At 43.2% G+C, this 23944-nt stretch carries 35 protein-coding genes; all 35 read left to right on the forward strand.

Annotation, left to right across the window (positions count from 1 at the left end; genetic code table 11):
• Positions 1 to 14: 14 nt before the first annotated feature.
• The 35 genes from fusA (at position 15) to ATH1_RS0101545 (ending at position 23851) form a co-directional block, all read left to right on the forward strand.
• Positions 15 to 2132, forward strand: a complete 2118-nt coding sequence (fusA, locus tag ATH1_RS0101380; protein WP_010416552.1) for an elongation factor G — start codon at positions 15 to 17, stop codon at positions 2130 to 2132.
• A gap of 21 nt (positions 2133 to 2153) precedes the next feature.
• Positions 2154 to 2459, forward strand: a complete 306-nt coding sequence (rpsJ, locus tag ATH1_RS0101385) for a 30S ribosomal protein S10 (protein ID WP_010416554.1) — start codon at positions 2154 to 2156, stop codon at positions 2457 to 2459.
• Positions 2460 to 2483: 24 nt separating this feature from the next.
• Complete coding sequence (rplC, locus tag ATH1_RS0101390) at positions 2484 to 3101, forward strand: 50S ribosomal protein L3 (RefSeq protein WP_010416555.1); 618 nt, start codon at positions 2484 to 2486, stop codon at positions 3099 to 3101.
• Positions 3101 to 3730 (forward strand): 50S ribosomal protein L4, encoded by a 630-nt coding sequence (gene rplD / locus ATH1_RS0101395; RefSeq protein ID WP_010416558.1) that lies wholly within the window; start codon positions 3101 to 3103, stop codon positions 3728 to 3730. Before rplC ends, rplD begins: the two co-directional genes overlap by 1 nt.
• A gap of 11 nt (positions 3731 to 3741) precedes the next feature.
• The gene (rplW, locus tag ATH1_RS0101400; protein WP_010416561.1) at positions 3742 to 4032 is read left to right on the forward strand and encodes a 50S ribosomal protein L23; all 291 of its coding nucleotides are present in this window, start codon (positions 3742 to 3744) and stop codon (positions 4030 to 4032) included.
• A gap of 5 nt (positions 4033 to 4037) precedes the next feature.
• Positions 4038 to 4862, forward strand: a complete 825-nt coding sequence (gene rplB, locus ATH1_RS0101405; protein ID WP_010416564.1) for a 50S ribosomal protein L2 — start codon at positions 4038 to 4040, stop codon at positions 4860 to 4862.
• Positions 4863 to 4883: 21 nt separating this feature from the next.
• Positions 4884 to 5153 carry a 30S ribosomal protein S19 gene (rpsS, locus tag ATH1_RS0101410; protein ID WP_010416567.1) on the forward strand — a complete coding sequence of 90 codons (270 nt, stop codon included), beginning with the start codon at positions 4884 to 4886 and terminating at the stop codon, positions 5151 to 5153.
• Between the two features lie 35 nt (positions 5154 to 5188).
• Entirely contained in the window at positions 5189 to 5599 is a 411-nt protein-coding gene (rplV, locus tag ATH1_RS0101415; RefSeq protein WP_010416570.1) for a 50S ribosomal protein L22, read from the forward strand.
• 10 nt (positions 5600 to 5609) lie between these two features.
• Positions 5610 to 6320 (forward strand): 30S ribosomal protein S3, encoded by a 711-nt coding sequence (gene rpsC, locus ATH1_RS0101420; protein ID WP_010416572.1) that lies wholly within the window; start codon positions 5610 to 5612, stop codon positions 6318 to 6320.
• A 31-nt stretch (positions 6321 to 6351) separates the two neighbouring features.
• Entirely contained in the window at positions 6352 to 6783 is a 432-nt protein-coding gene (rplP, locus tag ATH1_RS0101425; RefSeq protein WP_010416574.1) for a 50S ribosomal protein L16, read from the forward strand.
• A 5-nt stretch (positions 6784 to 6788) separates the two neighbouring features.
• On the forward strand, positions 6789 to 6989 hold the full coding sequence (gene rpmC, locus ATH1_RS0101430; RefSeq protein ID WP_010416576.1) for a 50S ribosomal protein L29: 201 nt from the start codon (positions 6789 to 6791) through the stop codon (positions 6987 to 6989).
• A gap of 4 nt (positions 6990 to 6993) precedes the next feature.
• Positions 6994 to 7251 (forward strand): 30S ribosomal protein S17, encoded by a 258-nt coding sequence (gene rpsQ / locus ATH1_RS0101435; RefSeq protein WP_010416579.1) that lies wholly within the window; start codon positions 6994 to 6996, stop codon positions 7249 to 7251.
• Positions 7252 to 7253: 2 nt separating this feature from the next.
• A complete protein-coding gene (gene rplN, locus ATH1_RS0101440; protein ID WP_010416581.1) occupies positions 7254 to 7619 on the forward strand; it encodes a 50S ribosomal protein L14 in 366 nt (121 codons plus the stop codon).
• A 21-nt stretch (positions 7620 to 7640) separates the two neighbouring features.
• Positions 7641 to 7961 carry a 50S ribosomal protein L24 gene (rplX, locus tag ATH1_RS0101445; RefSeq protein WP_010416583.1) on the forward strand — a complete coding sequence of 107 codons (321 nt, stop codon included), beginning with the start codon at positions 7641 to 7643 and terminating at the stop codon, positions 7959 to 7961.
• Positions 7961 to 8518, forward strand: coding sequence for a 50S ribosomal protein L5 (gene rplE / locus ATH1_RS0101450; protein WP_010416586.1), 558 nt, complete (start codon positions 7961 to 7963; stop codon positions 8516 to 8518). Before rplX ends, rplE begins: the two co-directional genes overlap by 1 nt.
• Positions 8519 to 8523: 5 nt before the next feature.
• A complete protein-coding gene (gene rpsN, locus ATH1_RS0101455) occupies positions 8524 to 8793 on the forward strand; it encodes a 30S ribosomal protein S14 (protein WP_010416590.1) in 270 nt (89 codons plus the stop codon).
• Positions 8794 to 8848: 55 nt separating this feature from the next.
• Entirely contained in the window at positions 8849 to 9244 is a 396-nt protein-coding gene (gene rpsH / locus ATH1_RS0101460; RefSeq protein ID WP_010416592.1) for a 30S ribosomal protein S8, read from the forward strand.
• A gap of 16 nt (positions 9245 to 9260) precedes the next feature.
• Positions 9261 to 9812 carry a 50S ribosomal protein L6 gene (gene rplF / locus ATH1_RS0101465; protein ID WP_010416595.1) on the forward strand — a complete coding sequence of 184 codons (552 nt, stop codon included), beginning with the start codon at positions 9261 to 9263 and terminating at the stop codon, positions 9810 to 9812.
• A 23-nt stretch (positions 9813 to 9835) separates the two neighbouring features.
• Positions 9836 to 10192: a 50S ribosomal protein L18 gene (gene rplR, locus ATH1_RS0101470; protein WP_010416598.1), complete on the forward strand. Its 357-nt coding sequence runs from the start codon at positions 9836 to 9838 to the stop codon at positions 10190 to 10192.
• Between the two features lie 5 nt (positions 10193 to 10197).
• Entirely contained in the window at positions 10198 to 10716 is a 519-nt protein-coding gene (rpsE, locus tag ATH1_RS0101475; RefSeq protein WP_010416599.1) for a 30S ribosomal protein S5, read from the forward strand.
• Between the two features lie 11 nt (positions 10717 to 10727).
• A complete protein-coding gene (rpmD, locus tag ATH1_RS0101480) occupies positions 10728 to 10904 on the forward strand; it encodes a 50S ribosomal protein L30 (protein WP_010416602.1) in 177 nt (58 codons plus the stop codon).
• 30 nt (positions 10905 to 10934) lie between these two features.
• Positions 10935 to 11381 carry a 50S ribosomal protein L15 gene (gene rplO / locus ATH1_RS0101485; protein ID WP_010416605.1) on the forward strand — a complete coding sequence of 149 codons (447 nt, stop codon included), beginning with the start codon at positions 10935 to 10937 and terminating at the stop codon, positions 11379 to 11381.
• 71 nt (positions 11382 to 11452) lie between these two features.
• The gene (gene secY, locus ATH1_RS0101490; RefSeq protein WP_010416606.1) at positions 11453 to 12790 is read left to right on the forward strand and encodes a preprotein translocase subunit SecY; all 1338 of its coding nucleotides are present in this window, start codon (positions 11453 to 11455) and stop codon (positions 12788 to 12790) included.
• A 21-nt stretch (positions 12791 to 12811) separates the two neighbouring features.
• Positions 12812 to 13597, forward strand: coding sequence for a type I methionyl aminopeptidase (map, locus tag ATH1_RS0101495; protein WP_010416609.1), 786 nt, complete (start codon positions 12812 to 12814; stop codon positions 13595 to 13597).
• Positions 13598 to 13612: 15 nt separating this feature from the next.
• Positions 13613 to 13831: a translation initiation factor IF-1 gene (gene infA / locus ATH1_RS0101500; RefSeq protein ID WP_010416614.1), complete on the forward strand. Its 219-nt coding sequence runs from the start codon at positions 13613 to 13615 to the stop codon at positions 13829 to 13831.
• Between the two features lie 16 nt (positions 13832 to 13847).
• Positions 13848 to 13964, forward strand: coding sequence for a type B 50S ribosomal protein L36 (ykgO, locus tag ATH1_RS20285; RefSeq protein ID WP_010416616.1), 117 nt, complete (start codon positions 13848 to 13850; stop codon positions 13962 to 13964).
• 11 nt (positions 13965 to 13975) lie between these two features.
• Entirely contained in the window at positions 13976 to 14344 is a 369-nt protein-coding gene (rpsM, locus tag ATH1_RS0101505; RefSeq protein WP_010416620.1) for a 30S ribosomal protein S13, read from the forward strand.
• A gap of 10 nt (positions 14345 to 14354) precedes the next feature.
• On the forward strand, positions 14355 to 14744 hold the full coding sequence (gene rpsK, locus ATH1_RS0101510; protein ID WP_010416623.1) for a 30S ribosomal protein S11: 390 nt from the start codon (positions 14355 to 14357) through the stop codon (positions 14742 to 14744).
• Positions 14745 to 14887: 143 nt separating this feature from the next.
• Positions 14888 to 15493, forward strand: a complete 606-nt coding sequence (rpsD, locus tag ATH1_RS0101515; protein WP_010416625.1) for a 30S ribosomal protein S4 — start codon at positions 14888 to 14890, stop codon at positions 15491 to 15493.
• 9 nt (positions 15494 to 15502) lie between these two features.
• Positions 15503 to 16495 carry a DNA-directed RNA polymerase subunit alpha gene (locus ATH1_RS0101520; protein ID WP_010416628.1) on the forward strand — a complete coding sequence of 331 codons (993 nt, stop codon included), beginning with the start codon at positions 15503 to 15505 and terminating at the stop codon, positions 16493 to 16495.
• Positions 16496 to 16500: 5 nt separating this feature from the next.
• On the forward strand, positions 16501 to 17127 hold the full coding sequence (rplQ, locus tag ATH1_RS22690) for a 50S ribosomal protein L17 (RefSeq protein WP_029163901.1): 627 nt from the start codon (positions 16501 to 16503) through the stop codon (positions 17125 to 17127).
• 173 nt (positions 17128 to 17300) lie between these two features.
• Positions 17301 to 18605, forward strand: a complete 1305-nt coding sequence (gene eno, locus ATH1_RS0101530) for a phosphopyruvate hydratase (protein WP_010416633.1) — start codon at positions 17301 to 17303, stop codon at positions 18603 to 18605.
• Positions 18606 to 18814: 209 nt separating this feature from the next.
• Positions 18815 to 19126 (forward strand): citrate synthase family protein, encoded by a 312-nt coding sequence (locus ATH1_RS22100; protein ID WP_245531679.1) that lies wholly within the window; start codon positions 18815 to 18817, stop codon positions 19124 to 19126.
• Positions 19059 to 20147, forward strand: coding sequence for a citrate (Si)-synthase (locus ATH1_RS18755; RefSeq protein WP_245531680.1), 1089 nt, complete (start codon positions 19059 to 19061; stop codon positions 20145 to 20147). Before ATH1_RS22100 ends, ATH1_RS18755 begins: the two co-directional genes overlap by 68 nt.
• A gap of 332 nt (positions 20148 to 20479) precedes the next feature.
• Positions 20480 to 23851, forward strand: coding sequence for a ligand-binding sensor domain-containing protein (locus tag ATH1_RS0101545; RefSeq protein WP_010416638.1), 3372 nt, complete (start codon positions 20480 to 20482; stop codon positions 23849 to 23851).
• Positions 23852 to 23944: the final 93 nt, after the last annotated feature.

The following is a 23944-nucleotide window of genomic DNA, read 5'->3' on the forward strand; positions in this document are numbered from 1 at the left end:
GATACCTTAATATTATGGCAAAGGCAGACTTGAAATATACCAGAAACATCGGAATTATGGCTCACATTGATGCCGGAAAAACAACCGCTACCGAGCGGATTCTGTTTTATACCGGTATGACCCACAAGATTGGTGAGACGCACGATGGTTCTGCTACGATGGACTGGATGGAGCAGGAGCAGGAGAGAGGTATTACCATTACTTCCGCTGCCATTACCACTCAATGGAAATATAACAACGAAGAATATAAAATTAATATTATTGACACCCCCGGCCACGTTGACTTTACTGTTGAAGTAGAACGTTCACTCAGGGTACTCGATGGTGCCGTTGCTGTATTTTGTGCTGTAGGAGGGGTTGAACCTCAATCAGAAACAGTGTGGCGTCAGGCCAACAAATATGGTGTACCCCGCCTGGGCTTCGTCAACAAAATGGACCGTTCCGGCGCCAACTTTTTTGAAGTGGTTCGTCAGGTGAAAGAGGTTCTTGGTGCCAATCCGGTACCTGTTCAGATCCCTATTGGAGCCGAAGATGACTTCCGGGGCGTCGTCGATCTGATTGAAAACAAGGCTGTTGTATGGTTCGACGACGATGTTTTGGGAACAAATTATGCACTCCAGGATGTACCTGCCGATATGGCCGATGAGGTTGAAGAGTGGCGTGGAAAGCTTATCGAGTCTGTGGCAGAGTACGATGATGAACTGATGGAACGTTACTTTGAAGATCCCGATTCCATCACAAAAGAGCAGCTGATTGAAGTCTTGCGAAAGGCTACTATTGATATGAAGGTAGTGCCCATGCTTTGTGGCTCGGCTTTCAAAAATAAGGGTGTTCAACGATTGATTGATGCCATTGTTGCTTTCCTTCCCTCACCTGTTGATGTGGCCGAGATTGAAGGTGTCAATCCCAATACCGGTAAGGTAGAATCTCGTCCGCACGATGAGAACGCTCCCTTTACCGCTCTTGCCTTTAAAATTGCCACCGATCCTTTTGTGGGACGACTGGCTTTCATGCGTGTTTATTCCGGAAAAATTGAAGCTGGTTCTCAGGTTTGGAATTCGCGAACTCAAAAAAAGGAGAGAATTTCCCGGCTTTACCAAATGAGGTCTAATAAACAGTTGCCCAAAGATGTCATATCTGCCGGAGATATTTGTGGCGGAGTGGGATTTAAAGACATCAGAACCGGTGATACGCTTTGTGACGAAAAACACCCCATTGCACTCGAATCTATGGAATTCCCTGATCCTGTGATTGGTATTGCCGTTGAGCCCAAAAGTCAGAAAGATATGGACAAGCTGAGTAACGGGCTTTCAAAGCTGGCTGAAGAAGATCCGACATTCCGTGTAGAAACGGATGAAGAAAGCGGACAAACTGTGATTAGCGGAATGGGGGAATTGCATCTTGAAATCATTATTGACCGGTTGAGACGCGAATTCAAGGTTGAATGTAATCAGGGGCGTCCGCAGGTTAACTACAAAGAGGCCATTACGAAAACCGTCGAACATCGTGAAGTATTTAAGAAACAGACCGGTGGTCGTGGTAAGTATGCCGATATTATTGTTCGTGTCGGTCCCGCCGACGAAGAGGCAGGGAAAGACGGTCTTCAGTTCATTGATCTTGTAAAAGGTGGTAATATTCCCAAAGAATTTATTCCCTCGGTAGAGAAAGGCTTCAGAGAAGCCATGAAAAATGGAGTCCTGGCAGGTTTTAATGTCGACAGTCTTAAAGTTGAACTGCTTGATGGTTCATTCCACCCTGTCGACTCTGACCAGCTTTCCTTTGAGATTGCTGCTCGTCAGGCGTTTAAGGCAGCCTGCATGAAAGCAAAGCCGGTATTACTGGAGCCTATTATGAGGGTTGAAGTGGTTACTCCCGAAGAATATATGGGCGACATAATATCTGATTTCAACAAGCGTCGCGGTCAGGTGGAAGGAATGGAATCCAAGGCCGGTGCCAGGGTTGTCAAAGCTAAAGTACCGCTTGCAGAAATGTTTGGTTATGTGACTGCTTTACGAACCATTTCATCCGGCAGGGCAACATCTTCGATGGAATTCAGCCATTTTGAAGAAGTGGCCAGGAATATTGCCATAGAAGTTGTAAAAGAGGCAAAAGGTAAAGTTGAATTATTATAGAAACAGTTCTCATCAACGATTATGAATCAAAAAATAAGAATCAAACTGAAGTCGTACGATCACAATTTGGTGGATAAATCTGCCGAGAAGATCGTGAAGACGGTAAAGACTACCGGGGCTGTCGTTAGCGGCCCCATTCCGCTTCCCACGCATAAGCGGATTTTTACAGTTTTGCGCTCCACCTTCGTTAACAAGAAGGCCCGTGAGCAGTTTGAGCTGGCATCCTACAAACGGCTGATTGATATTTACAGTTCAACAGCCAAAACCATTGATGCCCTCATGAAACTGGAACTTCCCAGCGGCGTGGAAGTTGAAATTAAAGTGTGATCTGAATTTTTAAATCTTTAAGCAATGCCAGGATTAATTGGAAAAAAAATCGGAATGACTTCCGTTTTCAGTGCCGAGGGAAAAAATATTCCATGCACTGTTATCGAAGCTGGTCCTTGCGTCGTCACCCAGGTCAAAAACAATGAGACCGACGGGTATGAAGCCGTTCAGTTGGCTTTTGACGAAAAAAGAGAGAAGAGTACCACCAATCCCATGAAAGGGCATTTTAAGAAGGCTGGTACCACTCCCAAGGCCAAGCTGGTTGAATTGAAAGATTTTGAACAGGAACTGAAACTCGGTGATGTTTTAACTGTGGATATCTTTGATGAAGATACTTTTGTCGATATCACCGGGGTCTCCAAAGGGAAAGGATTTCAGGGTGTTGTAAAACGTCACGGTTTTGGTGGCGTAGGTGATCAGACCCATGGTCAGCACAACCGCCTCAGGGCCCCCGGATCATTGGGTGCGTCTTCTTTCCCGTCCAGAGTGTTCAAAGGCATGAGAATGGCCGGCCGTACAGGCGGCGACCGAGTTAAAGTTGAAAACCTGAGAGTAATTAAAGTAATTCCCGAAAATAACCTGTTGATGGTTAAAGGGTCTGTTCCTGGACCTAAGGGTTCATATCTAATTATCGAAAAGTAATGGAACTGAACGTAGTTAACATACAAGGACAGGAAACCGGCAGGAAAGTGCAATTGCCCGACTCTGTTTTCGGTATTGAGCCCAATGATCATGCCATCTATCTTGATGTAAAACAGTATCTGGCCAATAACCGTCAGGGCACTCATAAGGCAAAAGAGCGCGCAGAAATAGCCGGGAGTACCAGAAAGATTAAAAGACAAAAGGGTACGGGTACCGCCCGTGCCGGCAGCATTAAGTCTCCCGTCTTTCGTGGCGGAGGTCGTGCTTTCGGTCCAAAACCCCGGGACTACCGGTTTAAGTTGAATAAAAAGCTGAAGCAACTGGCACGCAAATCGGCCCTTGCCTATAAGGCCAGGAACAACGCCATTGTTGTAGTGGAAGATTTTAAGCTGGAAGCGCCTAAAACCAAAGAATTTGTAAGCATTCGCAAGAATCTTAATCTGGACGGTAAAAAGACACTGATGATTTTCAGGGAAATCGATCGTAACGTCTATCTTTCATCACGTAATGTCCCGAAGACTCAGGTATTTACGCTTTCAGGTCTCAATACCTACAATATAATGAATGCCCAGTCGCTTGTTTTAGCCGAAAGTTCGGTTGAAGAAATCGCGCAACATTTTAACGCTTAACAAACTAAGTCATGAATGTAATTATTAAGCCCATAGTAACAGAAAGAATGACCTGGCTTGGCGATACCCTGAACCGATACGGCTTTATAGTGGACAAAAGCGCCAATAAAATTGAGATTAAAAAAGCCGTGGAGGAGATGTATAGCGTGACCGTTACCAGTGTAAATACAATGAATTATTCTGGAAAAGTGAAATCACGCTATACCAAAAGCGGTATCATCAGCGGGCGTACCAATTCTTTTAAAAAAGCTATTGTAACATTAGCCGAAGGAGATAAGATTGATTTCTTTAGCAATATTTAATTGACATGGCAGTAAGAAAATTAAAGCCCACAACACCGGGGCAGAGAAACAAAATTATTGGTGCATTCGATACGATTACCTCAAATGTACCAGAGAAGTCCTTATTGCGGCCACTCAAAAAGTCCGGCGGACGTAACAACACTGGAAAAATGACCATGCGTTACATCGGCGGCGGCCACAAGAGGAAGTACCGGGTAATCGATTTCAAGCGAAATAAAGACGGTGTTCCTGCAACAGTCGATTCCATTCAGTACGATCCCAATCGTAGTGCGCGAATCGCGTTGTTGGTATACGAAGATGGTGAAAAACGGTACATTCTTGCACCCAACGGGTTGCAGGTTGGACAGAAGGTGCAGTCAGGAACAGGAATTCCTCCCGAAATAGGAAATGCACTTCCATTGGGAGATATTCCGCTGGGTACCATTGTCCATAATGTAGAACTGCATCCCGGCCAGGGAGGTGCACTGGCCCGTAGTGCCGGAACCTTTGCTCAGCTTTCTGCTCGCGAAGGAAAATATGCCGTTGTGAAATTACCTTCCGGAGAATCGAGGATGGTACTTACCACTTGTCGCGCCACTGTTGGTGCAGTTGGTAATTCCGACCATGCTCTTGAGCAATCGGGTAAAGCCGGGCGCTCACGCTGGCTTGGCCGTCGTCCCCGTGTTCGTGGTGTGGTTATGAACCCGGTCGATCACCCGATGGGTGGTGGTGAAGGCCGCGCTTCCGGCGGACACCCAAGATCAAGGAAAGGCGTTCTTGCCAAAGGTTATCAAACCAGGAACCGCAAGAAGGCTTCATCCAAGTACATTCTCGAAAGAAGGAAAAAGTAACCGGTTAATTGTTTTTGAATTATGAGCAGATCGTTAAAAAAAGGACCCTATATTCATTACAAGCTGGAACGTAAGATTTCAGAAATGAATGAATCCGGCAAGAAGTCGGTCATTAAAACATGGGCCCGTGCATCGATGATTGCCCCTGAGTTTGTGGGGCATACCATTGCGGTACATAACGGAAATAAATTCATTCCCGTTTATATTACCGAAAATATGGTAGGACATAAGTTGGGCGAATTTGCTCCTACGCGTACCTTCCGTGGTCACGCCGGGAACAAAAAGAGATAATCGCCCGGGAGTTCTAATTTTTTAATGACAAAAAAATGGGTGCAAGAAAAAGAATAAGAGCAGAAAAATTAAAGGAAGCCAGGCAACAGGAATATGTGGCCAGGCTTCGCAATGTGCCTACTTCACCCCGTAAGATGAGGCTTGTGGCCGATATGGTTCGGGGAATGGAAGTAAATCAGGCACTTGACGTCCTGAAGTTTTCCACCAAGGAGGCCTCCCGTCGTGTTGAGAAACTTTTGTTGTCAGCCATAGCCAACTGGAAAGAAAAAAACGAGGACGTTCGGCTGGAAGATGCCAATCTCTACATCAAAGAGATTTATGTGGACTCAGGTCGGATATTAAAAAGATTAAGACCAGCTCCACAAGGACGTGCACACCGCATTCGTAAGCGGTCGAACCACGTTACCATTAAGGTTGACAGTAAGTTAGAAAATCAGGAAAATTAAATTGAGCTAGATGGGACAAAAAGTAAATCCAATAAGTAACAGATTAGGAATTATCCGCGGATGGGATTCCAACTGGTTCGGTGGGAAAGATTACGGCGATAAGCTGTTGGAGGACTCCAGGCTACGTAATTACCTCAATGCTCGTCTGGCCAAGGCCAGTGTATCACGGATCGTGATTGAGCGCACACTCAAGCTTGTTACCATTACCGTTTATACTGCCCGCCCGGGTATTATTATCGGTAAAGGCGGGCAAGAGGTGGACAAGCTGAAAGAGGAGTTGAAAAAAATTACCGATAAAGAAGTACAGATCAATATTTTCGAAGTGAAGCGTCCTGAAATGGATGCCCTTATCGTGGCCAATAACATTGCACGACAACTCGAGGGGCGTATTGCCTACCGCCGTGCTGTTAAAATGGCCATAGCTTCCACAATGAGAATGGGAGCAGAAGGGATAAAAATTCAGGTTTCAGGTCGTCTGAACGGAGCCGAAATGGCCCGTTCCGAAATGTATAAAGAAGGTCGTACTCCCCTTCATACTTTCCGCGCCGATATTGACTTCGCCAAAGCCGAGGCCCTCACAAAAACCGGTTTGATTGGGATCAAAGTCTGGATTTGTAAAGGAGAAATTTACGGAAAACCAGATCTTTCACCCAACTTCAATGTGAAAGAGACCGGCGGCGGTGGCCGTAGCAAAGGCGGATTCAAAAAGAGAAGAAAGTAGTCATTCGTTAACCTTTAATTGAACATTAACGATGTTACAACCAAAAAAAGTAAAATACAGAAGGCAACAAAAGGGAAAAATGAAGGGTAACGCCCAAAGAGGGCATGAACTGGCATTCGGCTCTTTTGGAATTAAATCGCTGCAATCGAAATGGATTACCGGTCGTCAGATTGAGGCCGCGCGTATTGCAGTGACACGTTATATGCAACGCCAGGGACAAATCTGGATACGTATTTTCCCCGATAAACCAATTACCAAAAAACCAGCCGAAGTTCGGATGGGTAAAGGGAAAGGTGGCCCCGAAGGATTTGTTGCCCCGGTAACACCCGGACGCATGCTTATTGAATGCGACGGAGTACCTTACGATGTAGCCAAAGAAGCCCTGCGTTTGGCTGCTCAAAAGCTACCCGTTACTACCAAGTTTGTAGTGCGTCGGGATTTTGTTGAATCTTCAAATGAATAAGCGGTATGAAAAGTTCTGAAATTAGAGAAATGACACCTCAGGAAATTGAGGAGCGCATCGACACCTTAGGTCAGGAGCTGGTTCACATGAAACTTAATCATACCATTTCTCCGCTGGAGAATCCGATGAAGATTAAGCAGACCCGCCGTGACATTGCACGCTTGAAAACAATTCTGCGTCAGAAGCAATTAAATGAAAAACAGTAAGTAGATGGAAACCAGAAATCTTAGAAAAGAAAGAACAGGTGTTGTCGTGAGCGACAAGATGAACAAGTCCATCGTTGTTGCTGTCGTAGTTCGTGAGAAACATCCCATGTACGGGAAATTTGTGAAAAAGACAAAAAAGTTTCACGTGCACGATGCCGAAGATGCCTGCAATATCGGGGATACAGTCCGGATTATGGAAACCCGGCCCCTGAGCAAAACCAAACGTTGGAGATTAGTTGAAATCCTTGAAAGAGCTAAGTAATCATGATACAGCAAGAATCCAGATTAAATGTTGCCGACAATAGCGGCGCCAGAGAAGTGCTCTGTATCCGGGTCCTCGGTGGTACGGGACGCAGATATGCTTCGGTGGGCGACCGTATCGTGGTAACTGTTAAGAGTGCCCTGCCTTCAAGCGAAATGAAGAAAGGCACCGTTAGTAAAGCGGTGGTCGTTCGTACCAAAAAGGAAGTCAGGCGCGCCGACGGCTCTTATATCCGTTTTGACGATAATGCCTGTGTGCTTATCAATAACCTGGGAGAGATGCGTGGTACACGTATCTTCGGACCCATACCGCGTGAACTTCGCGACGGATACATGAAAATTGTTTCATTGGCGCCTGAAGTGCTTTAAATTTTAAAGAGTTAAGAAATTATGGGAAAATTACATGTCAAAAAAGGCGACATCGTTATTGTCAATGCCGGTGTCAACAAAGGACAGGAAGGAAGAGTCCTGGAGGTCTTTCCCGAAAAGAAGCGCGCCATCGTGGAAGGGGTTAATATGGTAAGCAAACATACCAAACCCAATTCTGATAACCCACAGGGCGGAATCATCAAGAAGGAGGCCCCGATTCATATTTCCAATCTAAACCTGAAGGACCCTTCTTCAGGAGAAGCCACCCGTATTGGTCGCAGACGAAACGACCAGGGGAAATTGGTTCGTTATTCTAAAAAATCAGGAGAGGAGATCAAGTAATGAGCTATACACCGACATTAGAAAAACAGTATAAGGAACAAATTGTACCGGCTCTTATGAAAGAGTTTGGGTACAAAACGGTGATGCAGGTACCCAGATTGGAGAAAATTGTTCTTAATCAGGGTGTAGGCGATGCTGTGGCCGATAAGAAGTTAGTTGATGTAGCTGTTAATGAATTGACAACAATCACTGGCCAGAAAGCCGTACCCAGATACTCGAAGAAAGACATCTCCAATTTTAAGTTGCGTAAAGGAATGCCCATCGGTGCAAGTGTTACACTGCGCCGCGATAATATGTACGAATTTCTGGAACGTTTAATTCGTGTTGCTTTACCACGTATTCGCGACTTCAAAGGTGTGAACAGCAAACTCGACGGACGTGGAAATTATACCCTCGGCGTTGAGGAGCAAATCATTTTTCCTGAAATTAATATTGATTCGGTGAATAAAATTATGGGTATGAATATTACCTTTGTCACCTCAGGAAAAACCGATGAAGAAGCGTACGCTTTACTCCGGGAATTCGGTTTACCGTTTAAAAATCTTAAAAAGAATTAGTTAATATGGCAAAAGAATCCATGAAGGCCCGTGACAGAAAGCGGGAAAAACTTATTGCCAAATACGCGGAAAAAAGGGCGCGTCTGAAAGCAGAAGGCGATTACGAGGCATTGCAAAAATTACCTCGTAATGGTTCTCCCGTCAGACAGCACAACCGGTGCAAAATTACCGGACGTCCCAAAGGATATATGCGTCAGTTTGGTATTAGCAGGATTACTTTTCGTGAATTGGCTTCTGCCGGATTAATCCCCGGTGTGAAAAAGGCCAGTTGGTAAGGAGAGTAAGTGTTAAATATTGTCCCGTTTTCGGGATCAATTTAAACTTAAGAAGATGACAGATCCAATTGCAGATTACCTGACACGAATCAGGAATGCCGTCATGGCACGGCACAGGGTTGTGGAGGTACCTGCCTCCAACCTGAAAAAGGAAATGACCAAAATATTGTACGATAAAGGTTATATCCTTAACTACAAGGTCATGGAAGACGGTAAGCAGGGCATCATTAAAATTGCCCTGAAGTATGATCCCGTTTCCAAAGAACCGGCCATTAAAAAATTAATGCGTGTATCTACACCGGGTTTGAGAAAATATACCGGATATCGCTCGGTACCGCGTGTTCTTAATGGTCTGGGTATTGCGATCATATCCACCAGTAAAGGGGTAATGACCGATAAAGAAGCCCGCAATGAAAAAGTGGGTGGTGAAGTTTTGTGTTACGTATATTAAAAAGGAGGTTTTAGTTATGTCAAGGATAGGAATTTTACCAATCAGCATACCTTCCGGTGTTAACGTAACGGTCAAGGATCATGTGGTCACCGTTAAAGGTCCGAAAGGAGAACTTCACCAGGAAATTAATCCCGATATGATCGTTGAAGTTAATGACGGAAAAATTGAAGTGAAAAGGCCCTCAGACGAGAAAAAGCACAAGGCCATGCACGGATTGTACCGCTCTCTCATCAATAACATGGTTATTGGCGTATCTGAAGGATACAAAAAACAGCTTGAGCTGGTGGGTGTTGGTTATCGTGCTCAAAATAACGGACAAATTCTGGAACTCTCGCTGGGATATTCTCACCCCATTCATATTGAGTTGCCCAAAGAAGTAAAAGTAGAAGCTAAAACCGATAGAAAAAGTAATCCTCTGATTACACTTGAATCGGCTGATAAGCAACTTCTGGGCCAGGTTTGTGCCAAATTACGGTCATTGCGTAAACCGGAACCTTACAAAGGAAAAGGTGTTCGCTTTCTTGGTGAACAAATTCGTCGCAAGGCTGGTAAGAGTGCTAAGGTTTAATCTGAGTAAATAAGTTATTTGATATGGCTTTTTCAAAACATAATAGAAGACTGAAAATCAAGAAGCGTGTGCGGAAAAATATTTCCGGTACCGCCGAAAAACCCCGGATGTCGGTTTACCGCAGCAACAAACAAATTTCTGTTCAGCTGATTGACGACAAATCCGGGAATACACTGGTGGCAGCATCTTCCCTTGTTAAGGATGTTGCTTCACAAAGTGGAAATAAGAGTGAAAAGGCTGCCATGGTTGGTAAATTGATTGCCGAAAGAGCCCTGAAAGCCGGAATCGAAAATGTTGTTTTCGACCGGAACGGCTATTTGTATCATGGTAGAGTTAAACAATTGGCCGATGCTGCAAGAGAGGCCGGTCTTAAATTCTAAACATTATGGCTGGAAATACTAAAAAAGTTAGGAATAATAACGATATCGAACTTAAAGACCGCCTGGTAGCTATTAATCGCGTTACCAAAGTGACGAAAGGTGGACGTACATTCAGCTTTTCTGCTATTGTTGTGGTTGGAAACGAAGATGGTATTGTAGGCTGGGGCCTCGGGAAAGCCAATGAGGTTACTACCGCTATTGCCAAAGGTGTGGAAGCGGCTAAGAAAAATCTTGTGCGCGTCCCGGTTCTTAACGGAACCATTCCCCATGAGCAGGTCACAAAATATGGTGGTGCACAAATTTTCATGAAACCTGCCTCCCATGGTACCGGTCTTGTGGCCGGAGGTGCAATGCGTGCGGTTCTCGAAAGTGCAGGTGTTACGGATGTATTGGCCAAATCTCAGGGTTCGGCCAATCCTCACAACCTCGTGAAGGCTACTATTAACGCATTATGTGAAATGCGTGATGCCCGTACTGTTGCACAACAACGCGGAGTGACCCTGGATAAAGTTTTTAACGGATAAAATACTTTAAAATGGCTAAAATAAAAGTGACCCAGGTTAAAAGTCGCATCAAATGCAACAAACGGCAAAAACGCACACTCGATGCACTTGGCCTGAAGAAACTGAACGGTACCGTGGAACATGAGGACACCCCCAATATCCTCGGGATGATAGAAAAAGTAAAACACCTGGTGCGTGTTGAAAGATAATTTTGGTTGAACGTTTTATCGCTATAAATCATGGAATTACATAATCTTAAACCAGCAAAAGGCTCTACCCACTACAGGAGGCGCCTTGGACGCGGGCCGGGTTCCGGACTGGGTGGTACCTCTACCCGTGGTCATAAAGGGGCTAAATCCCGTTCGGGATATTCCAGAAAAATTGGTTTCGAAGGTGGCCAAATGCCTTTGCAGAGACGAGTACCTAAATACGGGTTTAAAAATATTAACCGTAAAGAGTATAAATCTATTAACGTTCGTACGATTCAATATCTTGTTGATAAACTGAATGTAACGGATTTTACACCTGAAGTACTTTACAACGCAGGTCTTGTAGGTAAGCATGATCTGGTAAAAATTTTAGGTGATGGCGAACTTAAAGCAAAGGTGAATATAAAAGCACATGCTTTTTCGAAGAAAGCCAGGGAAGTCATCGAAGCTGCTCAGGGAACTGCCGAAGAATTATAGACAGAGTCAGCCCCTTGCTCGCTTTACGCGTAAGAGGCTTTGTTTGTCTGTTAATATAGAAAATTATACTCATGAAGTTTTTTGAAACCATCCGAAATATCTGGAAGATAGAGGACTTGAAGTCCCGTATTTTGACCACACTTGGTTTTATCCTTATTTACCGTTTGGGGTCGTTTGTTGTTATTCCGGGTATTGATCCAAACCAATTGGCCAATCTGGAGGCCCAAACCAGCAGTGGTGTTCTCGGACTGTTGAACATGTTTTCGGGCGGTGCATTTTCCAATGCTTCGATTTTTGCATTGGGAATTATGCCTTATATCTCTGCCTCCATCGTTGTTCAGTTGCTGGGAATTGCTATACCATATTTTCAACGTTTGCAGCGTGAAGGTGAAAGCGGACGTCGCAGGATCAACCAGATTACCCGCTACCTGACGGTGGTCATACTGTTGTTCCAGGCACCCGGTTATATTGCCAACCTGCATGCACAATTGCCCGATACAGCTTTTGCTACCTCAGGATGGGGCTTTACAGTAACTTCAACGATTATTCTCACAGCCGGTTCAATGTTTGTTATGTGGCTGGGAGAGCGGATCACCGATAAAGGTATTGGTAACGGTATTTCACTGATTATTATGATTGGTATTATCGCCCGTTTACCTTTTGCTGTCGTTGCAGAATTCGTTTCCCGTCTTGAAGAAGGCGGAGGTCTGGTGATGTTGCTAATTGAGTTGGTCGTTTTGTTCTTTGTTTTTGCAGGTACTATCCTTTTGGTACAGGGTACCCGGCGTGTGCCGGTTCAGTATGCCAAACGGATCGTTGGCAATAAGCAATATGGTGGGGTAAGACAATATATTCCACTCAAGGTTAATGCTGCCGGAGTAATGCCTATTATATTTGCCCAGGCTATTATGTTTATACCTATTACTGTAGCCGGTTTTGCCGAAAGTGAGGCTGCTACAGGGTTTGCTGCTACTTTTGCCAATTTTACCGGATTTTGGTACAATTTCACGTTTGCTTTATTGATTATCCTTTTCACTTATTTCTATACCGCTATTACAATTAACCCGCAGCAGATGGCTGAGGATATGAAACGTAACGGCGGATTTATACCGGGAGTGAAACCAGGGAAGAAAACAATGGAATTTCTTGACTCGGTGATGTCAAAAATTACGCTGCCCGGATCAATTTTTCTGGCCATCGTAGCTATTCTTCCCGCTTTTGCTATGTTGGCAGGTGTAGATCAGACATTTGCCCAGTTTTATGGTGGTACATCACTCCTGATTCTTGTTGGTGTTGTTTTAGACACACTTCAGCAGATTGAAAGTCATTTGCTGATGAGACATTACGATGGCTTAATGAAATCGGGAAGAATAAAAGGACGCACCGGTGGTGGTGCCGCAATGTATTAATAGAAGGGTTGGTTATTTGGAATGATTTATTTAAAGACGAAAGAAGAGATAGAGTTACTTCGCGAAAGTAATATGCTGAATGCCAAGACACTTGGCGAAGTGGCCAGGTTGATTGAGCCAGGTGTTACTACGTTGAAACTGGATAAAATTGCAGAAGAGTTTATCAGAGATAATGGAGGTGTTCCTGCTTTTTTGGATTATGGGGGATTTCCCAATTCACTTTGTACATCGGTCAATGATCAGGTGGTTCACGGAATTCCAAACAACACCCCGTTAAAGGATGGAGATATTGTTTCTGTTGATTGTGGCGTTTTACTTAACGGTTACTATGGTGATTCTGCCTACACTTTTTGTGTGGGCAATGTTGATGAAGAAATCCGGACGCTCCTTGATGTAACGAAAACCTCTTTGTACCAAGGGATCGAACAGGCAATAGAAGGGAAAAGAATAGGCGATATTGGATATGCCGTTCAGTCGTATGTCGAAAAATACGGTTTCTCTGTTGTCCGCGAAATGGTAGGTCACGGTGTCGGTAAAAACCTTCATGAATCACCCGAAGTACCGAATTACGGCCGAAGAGGAAATGGGGTGAAACTTAAAGAAGGAATGGTAATTGCCATTGAACCGATGATCAATTCTGGAAAAAGACACATTGTACAGGAAGCTGATGGTTGGACGATCCGGACAAAAGACCGTAAGGTTTCTGCTCATTTTGAGCATACTGTTGCAGTAGGGAAAAATGAAGCTGATATATTATCCAGTTTTAAATTTGTAGAAGAAGTATTACATTTGCAGTCTGAAAAATAAAAAGATACACAGCTTATGGCCAAGCAAGCTTCTATAGAACAAGACGGTACAATTATCGAGGCACTGTCCAATGCCATGTTCCGGGTGGAATTGGAAAACGGGCATATCATTACGGCCCATATATCCGGTAAAATGAGAATGCATTATATAAAAATTTTGCCGGGTGACAGGGTTAAGGTGGAAATGTCGCCTTACGACCTGACGAAAGGTAGAATTAGTTACAGGTACAAATAATCAAAGATATATTGACATGAAAGTTAAAGCATCCGTTAAAAAGCGTAGCTCCGACTGCAAAATAGTACGGCGCAAAGGACGCTTGTATGTGATTAATAAGAAGAACCCGAAGTTTAAACAACGTCAAGGATAAAATTTTCGAATATGGCAAGAATTGCAGGAGTAGATATCCCTACCCATAAAAGAGGAGAAGTTGCTCTGACTTACATTTATGGTATTGGACGGAGCACTGCCGGAAAGGTGCTTGATAAGGCCGGTGTTAACCGCGATACCAAAGTCAAGGACTGGACGGATGAACAGTTGACAAAAATTCGTGAGATCATTAGTTCAAGTTTTACTACCGAAGGAGAACTGAGGTCTCAGGTTCAGCTCAATATCAAACGATTGATGGATATTGGCTGTTACCGTGGTATCCGTCACCGTATCGGTCTTCCGGTAAATGGTCAGTCGACCAAAAACAATGCCCGTACACGTAAAGGCAAGAAGAAAACTGTTGCTAACAAGAAGAAATAATTAGTGAGTTATGGCAAAAAAGACGGGAAGTCAAAGAAAAAAAGTTGTTAAAGTGGAAGCAGTGGGACAGGCCCACATTCATTCTTCCTTTAACAATATCATTGTCTCACTGACCAATAACAACGGTCAGGTGATTTCGTGGTCCAGTGCCGGTAAAAAGGGTTTCCGTGGTTCTAAAAAGAACACACCGTATGCTGCACAGATTGCTGCCAGCGATTGTGCAAAAGTGGCACACGACCTTGGACTGAGAAAAGTTAAAGTATTTGTGAAAGGCCCCGGCAATGGTCGTGAATCAGCTATTCGTGCGATTCATTCAAGTGGAATCGATGTTACAGAAATTGTTGATGTAACTCCGCTTCCGCATAACGGATGCCGTCCTCCCAAAAGAAGAAGAGTTTAATTGTTTAACTAGTTGTTAACCATAAGTTTTTGATTTTGGGTTTTGAATTATGGTGGGTTATATTATTAACCTCCTCTCTATAATCTTGCGGCTGTCATATTCATCATTTGAAATCAAAAATTTAAAATCAAAAATTTAGTAGAATGGCTAGATATATTGGTCCAAGAACCAAAATCGCCCGTAAATTTGGAGAATCCATTTACGGACCTGATAAGAATTTCGAAAGGAAAAATTATCCTCCCGGACAACACGGAAATTCCCGTCGCCGGAAAACCAGTGAATATGGTGTACAGTTGAAAGAAAAACAGAAGGCTAAGTATACTTATGGTTTGCTGGAAAAGCAGTTCCGTAATTTATTTAAGAAGGCGACAAGTAAAAAGGGAATTACCGGTGAAGTTTTACTGGGATTGCTTGAATCCCGACTCGATAATGTGGTTTATCGTATGGGGATAGCTCCTACACGTGCTGCTGCACGGCAGTTGGTATTGCATCGTCACATCACTGTAGACGGGAGCGTGGTTAATATTCCTTCTTATACACTCAAACCCGACCAGATTGTCGGAGTTCGTGAAAAATCAAAATCGCTCGAAGTGATTAATACTTCTTTAAGTAATTCAAGTGTTCAGAAATATTCATGGCTGGAGTGGGACGAAAGTGCCATGCAGGGCAAATTTCTTAATATGCCTGAAAGGTCTGAAATACCCGAAAATATTAAAGAACAGTTGATCGTTGAATTGTACTCTAAATAATATATTCTTATGGCAATATTAGCGTTCCAAAAACCTGACAAAGTCATTATGCTCGAGGCTGACGATAAATTCGGGCGATTCGAATTTCGTCCTCTTGAGCCGGGATATGGTATTACTATTGGAAATGCCTTAAGAAGAATCTTGTTGTCCTCACTCGAGGGATATGCGATAACAACTGTGAAGATTGAGGGTGTTGACCATGAGTTCTCCAGCATTCCGGGAGTTGTGGATGATGTTACTGAAATTATTCTGAATCTTAAGCAGGTCAGGTTTAAGCAATCTGTTGAAGACCACGATCAGGAAAAAATCACCGTTAATATAACCGGTAAGGAAGTCCTGAAAGCTGGTGATTTCGAACAATTTCTTAACGGGTTTAAAGTGCTTAATCCCGAACTCGAGATTGCTCACATGGACCCTGATGTTAAGATTCAAATGACACTTACCATCGGCAAAGGAAGAGGGTATGTTCCGGCCAGCGAAAATGAGAGCGCCGACCAGGAACTTGGTACTATTGCCATTGACTCTATCTTTACGCCAATACGTAATGTGAAATACGATGTCGAGAACTTCAGGGTAGAGCAGAAAACCGACTATGAAAAATTAATTCTGGAAATCCGGACCGACGGGTCTATCCATCCGAAGGATGCACTGAAAGAAGCTTCCAAAATATTGATTCATCACTTCATGTTGTTCTCGGACGAAAAAATTACATTGGATTCTGAAGAAAAGACCGGTAGTGATGAATTCGACGAGGAAGTACTTCATATGCGTCAGATGCTGAAAACCAAACTTGTGGATCTGGATCTCTCTGTACGTGCCCTTAACTGTCTTAAGGCTGCAGATGTTGAAACACTTGGTGAGTTGGTTCAATATAACCGGAACGACTTGCTGAAATTCCGCAATTTCGGGAAAAAGTCGCTTACCGAACTGGATGACCTATTGGATAATATGGGACTGAATTTCGGTATGGATATTTCGAAGTATAAATTAGACAAGGAATAATTGAAATGAGACATAGAAAGAAATTTAATCACTTAAGCCGCACGAGCGCTCATCGTAAGGCCATGCTTTCCAATATGGCGAGTTCTCTTATCATTCATAAGAGAATAAAAACGACGGTTGCCAAAGCAAAAGCCTTACGCATGTATGTGGAGCCTCTGATCAATAAGTCTAAAACCGACAATACGCATTCACGCAGGGTTGTATTCAGCCATCTGCAGAACAAAGAAGCTGTATCCGAATTGTTTCGTGATGTATCAGAGAAAGTGGCCAATCGTCCCGGTGGATACACCAGGATTTTAAAGCTTGGGAATCGTCTGGGTGATGCTTCAGAAATTTGTTATATAGAACTTGTTGACTATAACGAAAACATGTTGTCGGCCAAATCCGATGGTGACGAGAAAAAACGCACCAGAAGGGGACGCCGTGGTGGAAGTAAAAAGTCAACGGGTCAGCCCGTAGCTGAAACCAAGGTTGATACACCTGCTGAAACTGCTTCTGCCGGAGTTGCTGCGGAAGATTCTTCTTCCCCAAAAGCCTCAGAGGAAAATTCTGAGGAAGTGAAAAATGAATCTGCAGAAACCACGAAAGAACAGGCTCCCGATAGCGAACAAGAAGAAAAGAAAGAAGAATAAACCGGTTTAAGGTTTTTTGATTTAAAAATTCTTAAAAAGGGGATAAAGGGTTATAGCTTTATCCTTTTTTTTTGACAAATTGCCAGGATGTTATGATATTTGAAGGCCGGAAAAACCGGATATTCAATATTATTCGGAAAATTGATAATTAACTGATATAAAACAAAAAAGTTATGGGACAAATTGCTAATGTTCATGCCCGTGAGATTCTTGACTCACGTGGTAACCCTACCGTTGAAGTGGAAGTAACCCTCGACTGCGGTATTATTGGCCGGGCTGCCGTTCCTTCCGGAGCGTCGACCGGCGAGAATGAAGCTCTTGAATTGCGTGACGGTGATAAGAAGCGTTACCTGGGGAAAGGAGTTCTTAAAGCTGTTGAAAATGTCAATAATGTTATAGCACCTGCGTTGGTTGGAATGAACTCGCTTGATCAGGTAGGAATTGATAATAAAATGCTGCAGATGGACGGCACCAAAACAAAAAGCAAGCTTGGTGCCAATGCAATTCTCGGGGTCTCTCTTGCAACAGCCAAAGCTGCTGCCGAATACCTTGATCTGCCGCTTTATCGTTATATCGGCGGAACCAATGCCGTAACGCTTCCTGTTCCTATGATGAATATTATTAACGGTGGTTCGCACTCCGATGCCCCTATTGCCTTCCAGGAATTCATGATCCGTCCTGTTGGTGCTAAGAGTTTCCGCGAAGGTCTCCGTATGGGAGCAGAAGTTTTCCATTCGTTGAAGAAAGTCCTCAAAGACCGCGGGCTTAGTACTGCCGTTGGTGATGAGGGTGGTTTTGCCCCGGAACTGGAAGGTACCGAAGATGCTTTGAATTGCATTATTAAGGCTATCGAAAATGCCGGCTATAAGCCCGGACGCCTGGAAGATGGCGGTCAGGTTTCGATTGCTCTTGACTGTGCTTCTTCAGAGTTCTTTGAGAATGGGGTTTACGATTATACCAGGTTTGAAGGGCCAAACGGAGCCAGGCGTAACTCTGCAGAACAGGCCGATTACCTTGCTGAATTGATTGGGAAATATCCCATTGATTCGATTGAAGATGGTTGCGATGAAGGCGACTGGGATGGTTGGGTCAATTTAAATAACAAAATTGGCGATAAGGTACAGCTTGTTGGTGACGACCTTTTTGTAACAAATGTTGAATACCTCCGGAAAGGTATCGAGATGGGTGCTGCCAATTCAATACTTATTAAAGTTAACCAGATTGGTACGCTTACAGAAACCCTGAATGCTATTGAAATGGCTCACCGTGCCGGATATACTTCTGTGACTTCCCATCGTTCCGGAGAAACAGAAGATGCAACGATCGCCGATATTGCGGTTGCTACTAACAGTGGCCAGATCAAGACCGGTTCTCTGAGCCGTTCGGATCGTATGGCCAAATACAATCAACTGCTTCGCATTGAAGAAGAGCTTGGCGATGCAGCTGTTTATGGATACAAGAAAATTGTAAAAAAATAAATTTTTTGTTTGACATCTGTTGTGTCGTTTTAATAACTATACCTTTCTAACATAAAAAGGCCGGACAGTGGAATTTCCCTGTCCGGCTTTTTTGTCTTAACCGGAGCCACAGAACAATTTTAATTTTTTTTTGTTTGATTAGCAGGTTTTGACTTCTTATTTCTTTATTGCCGAATCAACCAATTTAAATAATTATAATTTTTTAGAATATGGATTATATTAAAGAAAAACTCATCACCATTGGAAGGCCCCAGGCCGAATTGGTAAAAAAAATCCAGAAGGAACATGGCGACAAGGTTATTCAGGAAGTTACCCTCGATCAAGTGTTTTCCGGGATGAGAGGTGTGGTCTCATTGCTTACCTGTACCTCGAAACTCGACCCTGACGAAGGAATCCGTTTCAGAGGGTATTCAATTCCCGAATTACGTGAAAAACTTCCCAAAATTAATGAAGATGGAGAACCATTACCCGAAGGACTGTTTTTATCTGATGTTGCTTGGAGAGCTTCCCACGAAAGATGATGTGAAGTTTCTTAGTGAATCCTGGGCCCAAAGAGCTCAAAACATACCACCACATGCATTTGATGTGATTAATGCATTGCCAAAAAGTGCTCATCCAATGATTCAGTTTAACGCTGCTATTTTGGCTATGAGCACCGAATCTCACTTTCGGCGCGCCTATCTTGCAGGAATGGATAAAAAGGATTACTGGGACCCGATGTATGAAGGGGTAATGGATTTGATCAGTCGTTTGCCGGTGATTGCGGCCTATATTTACAGGCGGGGTTTTCACGATGAGCAGTATATTGATATCGACCCTTCGCTTGACTGGGCAGGAAATCTTGCCCACATGATGGGGTTCGACAGCGAGGAGGTAAAGCGACTGATGCGGTTGTATATGGTGGTACATGCCGATCATGAAGGCGGTAATGTTTCGGCACATACCACACATCTTGTGGGCTCGGCACTATCTAACCCTTATTACAGCTTTTCTGCCGGGATGAACGGTCTGGCAGGCCCGCTTCACGGTATGGCCAACCAGAATGTTATGAACTGGCTTCAGCGGATGATGGATGAGTTGGGTACTGACTCCCCTACCACGGAACAGGTTCGTGAATATGCCCAAAAAACGCTTGATTCGGGAAGAGTTATACCCGGATATGGGCATGCTGTTTTGCGTAAAACCGATCCCCGTTTTACTGTTCAACTCGATTTTGCCAATAAATATATTCCAGAAGCACCTTTAATTAAGCTGGTCAAACAGGTTTACGAGGTTGTCCCGGATATTTTGGGGCGGACAGGAAAAGTGAAAAATCCATGGCCTAATGTCGATGCTATATCCGGTAGTTTGTTATCGAGCTATGGTATTACAGAGTATCCCGTATATACCATGCTTTTTGGAGTTTCCAGGGCATTGGGTGTACTCGCTCAGTTGATATGGGACAGATTGTACGGTCTTCCTATTGAACGACCCAAATCGCAGAACCTGGAATGGTTTATGGAAAAAGTTGGATTTAATAACCCGGCCGCTGAAACGAAATAACCAAACATCTAAAATTGGTGAAAATCCGGTAGTGCTTTTTTAATGAGCATTACCGGATTTTTTAATTTTGTTTTTTATATTTTCGCAATGGCCTTCTTTATGAATGAGCCCGGTATAAAAACCATCTTTGTTGCCAAACTCGTTGTTGTTTTAAATTTTTGAATCCTCATTAACAACAAGTTAACTCCGGTACAAAAATTTAAAACGCCTTGATTTTGACAAACAAATATGCTTTTTATACTGCACTCATGAATAAGATTCATGAACTAATCTGTAGTAGTAATATATTGGCTATATTGCGAAGTTGTTAGTTAATACCAAACCATTATCCTGTGAAAGAAACATCTACATACCCGACTCTGTTATTGCTGTTGGTGATTTTTCACTTTACCACTGCTTTTGCCGGGAGTAGTGGTGAGATACCTGATTTTACTATCAGGGAAGGTCTTTCAAATAATTCTGTAACTGTGCTATTTCAGGATAGTTTTGGCTTTTTGTGGATTGGAACTGAGGATGGTCTGAACCGTTATGACGGATATGAATTTAAAACATTCAGACATGACCCTTCGGACGAGAACTCAATTTCCGGGAATCACATCATTGCCATCACTCAGGATGAAAATAATGACTTGTGGATAGGTACCAGGAACAGCGGCCTTAACAAGCTTGACTATTCAACCGGAGAATTTTCCTGTTTTCTTGCAGACCCCGATTCGATAAATTCTCTCCCCGAAAATACAGTTTTTGGATTACTGGTTGATAATCAAGGCCGGTTATGGGTAAAGACACAAACTTATCTCTCTTTATATAAAGGAAAAGCAGGTGGTTTTGAGAATTACGGACATTTCAGCAATGTATTTAATGTAACTGAAATATCGAGGGCACCACTGATTCAGGAATCCGATACTTCCTTACTGGTAGGAACCAAGGATGGCCTGAACAGATTTAATATCCTGAACAGGCATTTTACACGTTTTTCTGACCGTTCCGATGATGGTTTTTCCTGTCAGTCGGCCATATACGATATATTGCCTTGCCCGCCAGCCTCAGACAAATATTTGGTGGCTTCGTCAACAGGGTTGAAATTGGTGCAAATAGGGGATAGTGTTTTGTTTGACCAGGAGTTTTCTTTTTCGTCCGATAGCGAGGATTTGACAATAAATGAATTGCTATATTTTGGGGATGGTTCTGTTTTTGCCGCAACCAACCGGGGCATAGAAGTAATAAATTCAAAAACGGGGCGCAGAATGAACTTCCCTGATCCCCGGGGAAGGAAAATAAATAATCATATTACAACAGTTCTTAAAGACCGGTCGGGTATTATATGGGCCGGAAGCCGTTTTAACGGAGTGTTTAAAATTAATCTGTCGCCACCCAAATTCCACGCCTTTTCATGTAACAGTACGCTTGTTCAGGGCGATTTAACTTCCTGCAATTTTCAAAGTGTCTGTCAGGAAGAGGATGGAAGTCTTTGGCTCGGGACAATCGATTCCGGCATCCTGAGGTATTATCCTAAAACCCAGATGGTGCGAAACTATTTTATCCAATGTGGAAATGATACCCCTGCAGGGCCTTTTGCTGTATACGAGTTGTATAAAGACAATTCGGGAAGACTGTGGGCCGGTACCAATTGCGGATTGTTTTATTACGAAGCTGTTGGCGACAAGTTTGTAGAGTTTGAGAACGGACTTGAATTTGGCGTTGAAAATCTTCTTAAAAAAAATCACATCTATGCGCTTCAAAACGATTTTGACGGTAATTTGTGGATTGGAACCCGTTTTGGTCTATACCGGTTTGATGGCAGAAATGTGTTCAGTTATTTTTCAAACAGGAGGGATTCAACAGGTTTATTAAGTGATCATATCAATGCTCTTTGCCTTGATGAGGAAGGGAATTTATGGATTGGCACTTCAGATGGCTTAAACTATCTGGAGCGTGACAGCAAAAGAATAAGAAGTTTGCCGTTTATCAGAGGAAATGGCGTTAGGTTAAGGACCTCGGTCTTGTCAATCAGTTTGTCCTATCATGGAAAGATATTGGTGGGCACCAGATCGGGTGTTTGGGAGGTGGTATCTCCCGGATTTTATCCACAGCTTATTCAAGGCAATTCGGCACTGGATAACGATATGATAAAAGCTGTAATATCAGACAATACCAATCGTACGTGGGTTTCAACAAATAAAGGAATATCCTGTCTCAATCCGGATGGAACGGTTTATAATTTTGATACTGTTGACGGCCTACCGGGGTACGTCTTCAATAATAACAGTGTTTTTAAGAATCGCGCAGGGACTTTGTTCTTTGGAAGCACCGAAGGTTTATGCTGGTTCCATCCCGACTCAATTGACTACAATCTTACCAAACCGTTAATTGCTCTGACAAATATCAAGGTTACGCAAAGAGGGGATGATACAGATGTTTATTGGCCCAATTGCAAACAATTGGAGATAAAATACAGACCTTTTACAAGTGTTGAAATTGAGTATTCAGGCCTTGAATTCACGCAGCCTTCGAAAAACAGATATAAAGTATTTCTGCAGGGATACGATCCCGACTGGAGACCCGTCACTTCCGAAAATAAAGTTTCTTTTTCCAACTTGCTGCCGGGGGATTATACTCTGAAAATCATTGCTTCGAATAATGATTTTACATGGAATAACGATCCTCTCGAAATGGAGATTATCGTGCATCCCCCGCTTTGGATGTCAAATTATGCTATTGCATTTTATGTTTTTACACTCATTTTTGTCATCCATCTTTTTATCAATTACCGTATTCGGCATTACCGGAAGGCAAACAAGGAACTTCAGGAAAAAACAGTTAATAAAAAGCAAATTGAGGCACAGCGCGAGGTTCTTACCCGGATAAATCGCAGTTTGACAGACAGTATTAATTATGCACGTCGAATACAGAGGGCAATGCTTCCTTCCGAGGCTTCTTTTCAGCATATTTTCCCCGAGTCTTTTGTTTATTTAAGAGCAAGAGATATTGTAAGCGGCGATTTCTTCTGGTTTCTTGAGAAAGGTGAGAAAATTTTTGTGACAGCTGTCGACTGTACAGGCCACGGTGTATCCGGGGCTTTTATGTCGATTATAGGTTTAGACCTCCTGAAAAACATTGTTGAAATTCAGGGCGTTGAATCACCTTCCGGGATTCTGAAAGCTATGAATAGTGAACTCCTTCGTACGCTTCATCGGGAACAGACTTCCGAGTCTTCCGAATTTAATATCAGCGACGGCATGGATATGTCTATGATCGTGATTGACCGGAAAAATAAAAAATTAGAGTTTTCAGGCGCATATAACGGTTTCTACTTAATCAGAGATAATGAAATTTACAGTTACAAAGGTGACCGATTCCCCGTCGGATATTTAAAAGACGGCGAATCACCCGTTTTTACCGATAAAGAAATAATGCTGAAGGAAGATGATGTTATTTATCTCTTTTCCGACGGTTTGCCCGATCAGTTTGGAGGCCCCGATCATAAAAAATTCAAATACAGGAGATTCCGGTTACTGCTGTTGAATATTCATCGTCTTTCTTTTCCGGATCAGAAGTCCATTCTGCATCAAAAAATTGAAGAATGGATGAATGGAGAAAATGAACAGGTCGATGACATGCTGGTCATTGGTTTTAAGCCGTTGAAAAATAATTCTAATTTAGGTGTCCCGTCGCAAGACTCAGGAGCCGTTAATATGAAATAGATATGCACGGCCGTTAATATGAAATAGAGACGCACGGTCGTTAGATTTGAAGTAGAGACGGACGGTCGTTAATTTGAAGTAGAGACGGACGGT

The organism is Anaerophaga thermohalophila DSM 12881 (assembly GCF_000191885.1).
Classification (GTDB): Bacteria; Bacteroidota; Bacteroidia; order Bacteroidales; family Marinilabiliaceae; genus Anaerophaga; species Anaerophaga thermohalophila.

Excerpts from the sequence above, each read along its gene's own strand:
- fusA (WP_010416552.1), top strand. The coding sequence starts at position 15 with ATGGCAAAGGCAGACTTGAAATATACCAGAAACATCGGAATTATGGCT.
- rpsJ (WP_010416554.1), top strand. The coding sequence starts at position 2,154 with ATGAATCAAAAAATAAGAATCAAACTGAAGTCGTACGATCACAATTTG.
- rplC (WP_010416555.1), top strand. The coding sequence starts at position 2,484 with ATGCCAGGATTAATTGGAAAAAAAATCGGAATGACTTCCGTTTTCAGT.
- rplD (WP_010416558.1), top strand. The coding sequence starts at position 3,101 with ATGGAACTGAACGTAGTTAACATACAAGGACAGGAAACCGGCAGGAAA.
- rplW (WP_010416561.1), top strand. The coding sequence starts at position 3,742 with ATGAATGTAATTATTAAGCCCATAGTAACAGAAAGAATGACCTGGCTT.
- rplB (WP_010416564.1), top strand. The coding sequence starts at position 4,038 with ATGGCAGTAAGAAAATTAAAGCCCACAACACCGGGGCAGAGAAACAAA.
- rpsS (WP_010416567.1), top strand. The coding sequence starts at position 4,884 with ATGAGCAGATCGTTAAAAAAAGGACCCTATATTCATTACAAGCTGGAA.
- rplV (WP_010416570.1), top strand. The coding sequence starts at position 5,189 with ATGGGTGCAAGAAAAAGAATAAGAGCAGAAAAATTAAAGGAAGCCAGG.
- rpsC (WP_010416572.1), top strand. The coding sequence starts at position 5,610 with ATGGGACAAAAAGTAAATCCAATAAGTAACAGATTAGGAATTATCCGC.
- rplP (WP_010416574.1), top strand. The coding sequence starts at position 6,352 with ATGTTACAACCAAAAAAAGTAAAATACAGAAGGCAACAAAAGGGAAAA.
- rpmC (WP_010416576.1), top strand. The coding sequence starts at position 6,789 with ATGAAAAGTTCTGAAATTAGAGAAATGACACCTCAGGAAATTGAGGAG.
- rpsQ (WP_010416579.1), top strand. The coding sequence starts at position 6,994 with ATGGAAACCAGAAATCTTAGAAAAGAAAGAACAGGTGTTGTCGTGAGC.
- rplN (WP_010416581.1), top strand. The coding sequence starts at position 7,254 with ATGATACAGCAAGAATCCAGATTAAATGTTGCCGACAATAGCGGCGCC.
- rplX (WP_010416583.1), top strand. The coding sequence starts at position 7,641 with ATGGGAAAATTACATGTCAAAAAAGGCGACATCGTTATTGTCAATGCC.
- rplE (WP_010416586.1), top strand. The coding sequence starts at position 7,961 with ATGAGCTATACACCGACATTAGAAAAACAGTATAAGGAACAAATTGTA.
- rpsN (WP_010416590.1), top strand. The coding sequence starts at position 8,524 with ATGGCAAAAGAATCCATGAAGGCCCGTGACAGAAAGCGGGAAAAACTT.
- rpsH (WP_010416592.1), top strand. The coding sequence starts at position 8,849 with ATGACAGATCCAATTGCAGATTACCTGACACGAATCAGGAATGCCGTC.
- rplF (WP_010416595.1), top strand. The coding sequence starts at position 9,261 with ATGTCAAGGATAGGAATTTTACCAATCAGCATACCTTCCGGTGTTAAC.
- rplR (WP_010416598.1), top strand. The coding sequence starts at position 9,836 with ATGGCTTTTTCAAAACATAATAGAAGACTGAAAATCAAGAAGCGTGTG.
- rpsE (WP_010416599.1), top strand. The coding sequence starts at position 10,198 with ATGGCTGGAAATACTAAAAAAGTTAGGAATAATAACGATATCGAACTT.
- rpmD (WP_010416602.1), top strand. The coding sequence starts at position 10,728 with ATGGCTAAAATAAAAGTGACCCAGGTTAAAAGTCGCATCAAATGCAAC.
- rplO (WP_010416605.1), top strand. The coding sequence starts at position 10,935 with ATGGAATTACATAATCTTAAACCAGCAAAAGGCTCTACCCACTACAGG.
- secY (WP_010416606.1), top strand. The coding sequence starts at position 11,453 with ATGAAGTTTTTTGAAACCATCCGAAATATCTGGAAGATAGAGGACTTG.
- map (WP_010416609.1), top strand. The coding sequence starts at position 12,812 with ATGATTTATTTAAAGACGAAAGAAGAGATAGAGTTACTTCGCGAAAGT.
- infA (WP_010416614.1), top strand. The coding sequence starts at position 13,613 with ATGGCCAAGCAAGCTTCTATAGAACAAGACGGTACAATTATCGAGGCA.
- ykgO (WP_010416616.1), top strand. The coding sequence starts at position 13,848 with ATGAAAGTTAAAGCATCCGTTAAAAAGCGTAGCTCCGACTGCAAAATA.
- rpsM (WP_010416620.1), top strand. The coding sequence starts at position 13,976 with ATGGCAAGAATTGCAGGAGTAGATATCCCTACCCATAAAAGAGGAGAA.
- rpsK (WP_010416623.1), top strand. The coding sequence starts at position 14,355 with ATGGCAAAAAAGACGGGAAGTCAAAGAAAAAAAGTTGTTAAAGTGGAA.
- rpsD (WP_010416625.1), top strand. The coding sequence starts at position 14,888 with ATGGCTAGATATATTGGTCCAAGAACCAAAATCGCCCGTAAATTTGGA.
- ATH1_RS0101520 (WP_010416628.1), top strand. The coding sequence starts at position 15,503 with ATGGCAATATTAGCGTTCCAAAAACCTGACAAAGTCATTATGCTCGAG.
- rplQ (WP_029163901.1), top strand. The coding sequence starts at position 16,501 with ATGAGACATAGAAAGAAATTTAATCACTTAAGCCGCACGAGCGCTCAT.
- eno (WP_010416633.1), top strand. The coding sequence starts at position 17,301 with ATGGGACAAATTGCTAATGTTCATGCCCGTGAGATTCTTGACTCACGT.
- ATH1_RS22100 (WP_245531679.1), top strand. The coding sequence starts at position 18,815 with ATGGATTATATTAAAGAAAAACTCATCACCATTGGAAGGCCCCAGGCC.
- ATH1_RS18755 (WP_245531680.1), top strand. The coding sequence starts at position 19,059 with ATGGAGAACCATTACCCGAAGGACTGTTTTTATCTGATGTTGCTTGGA.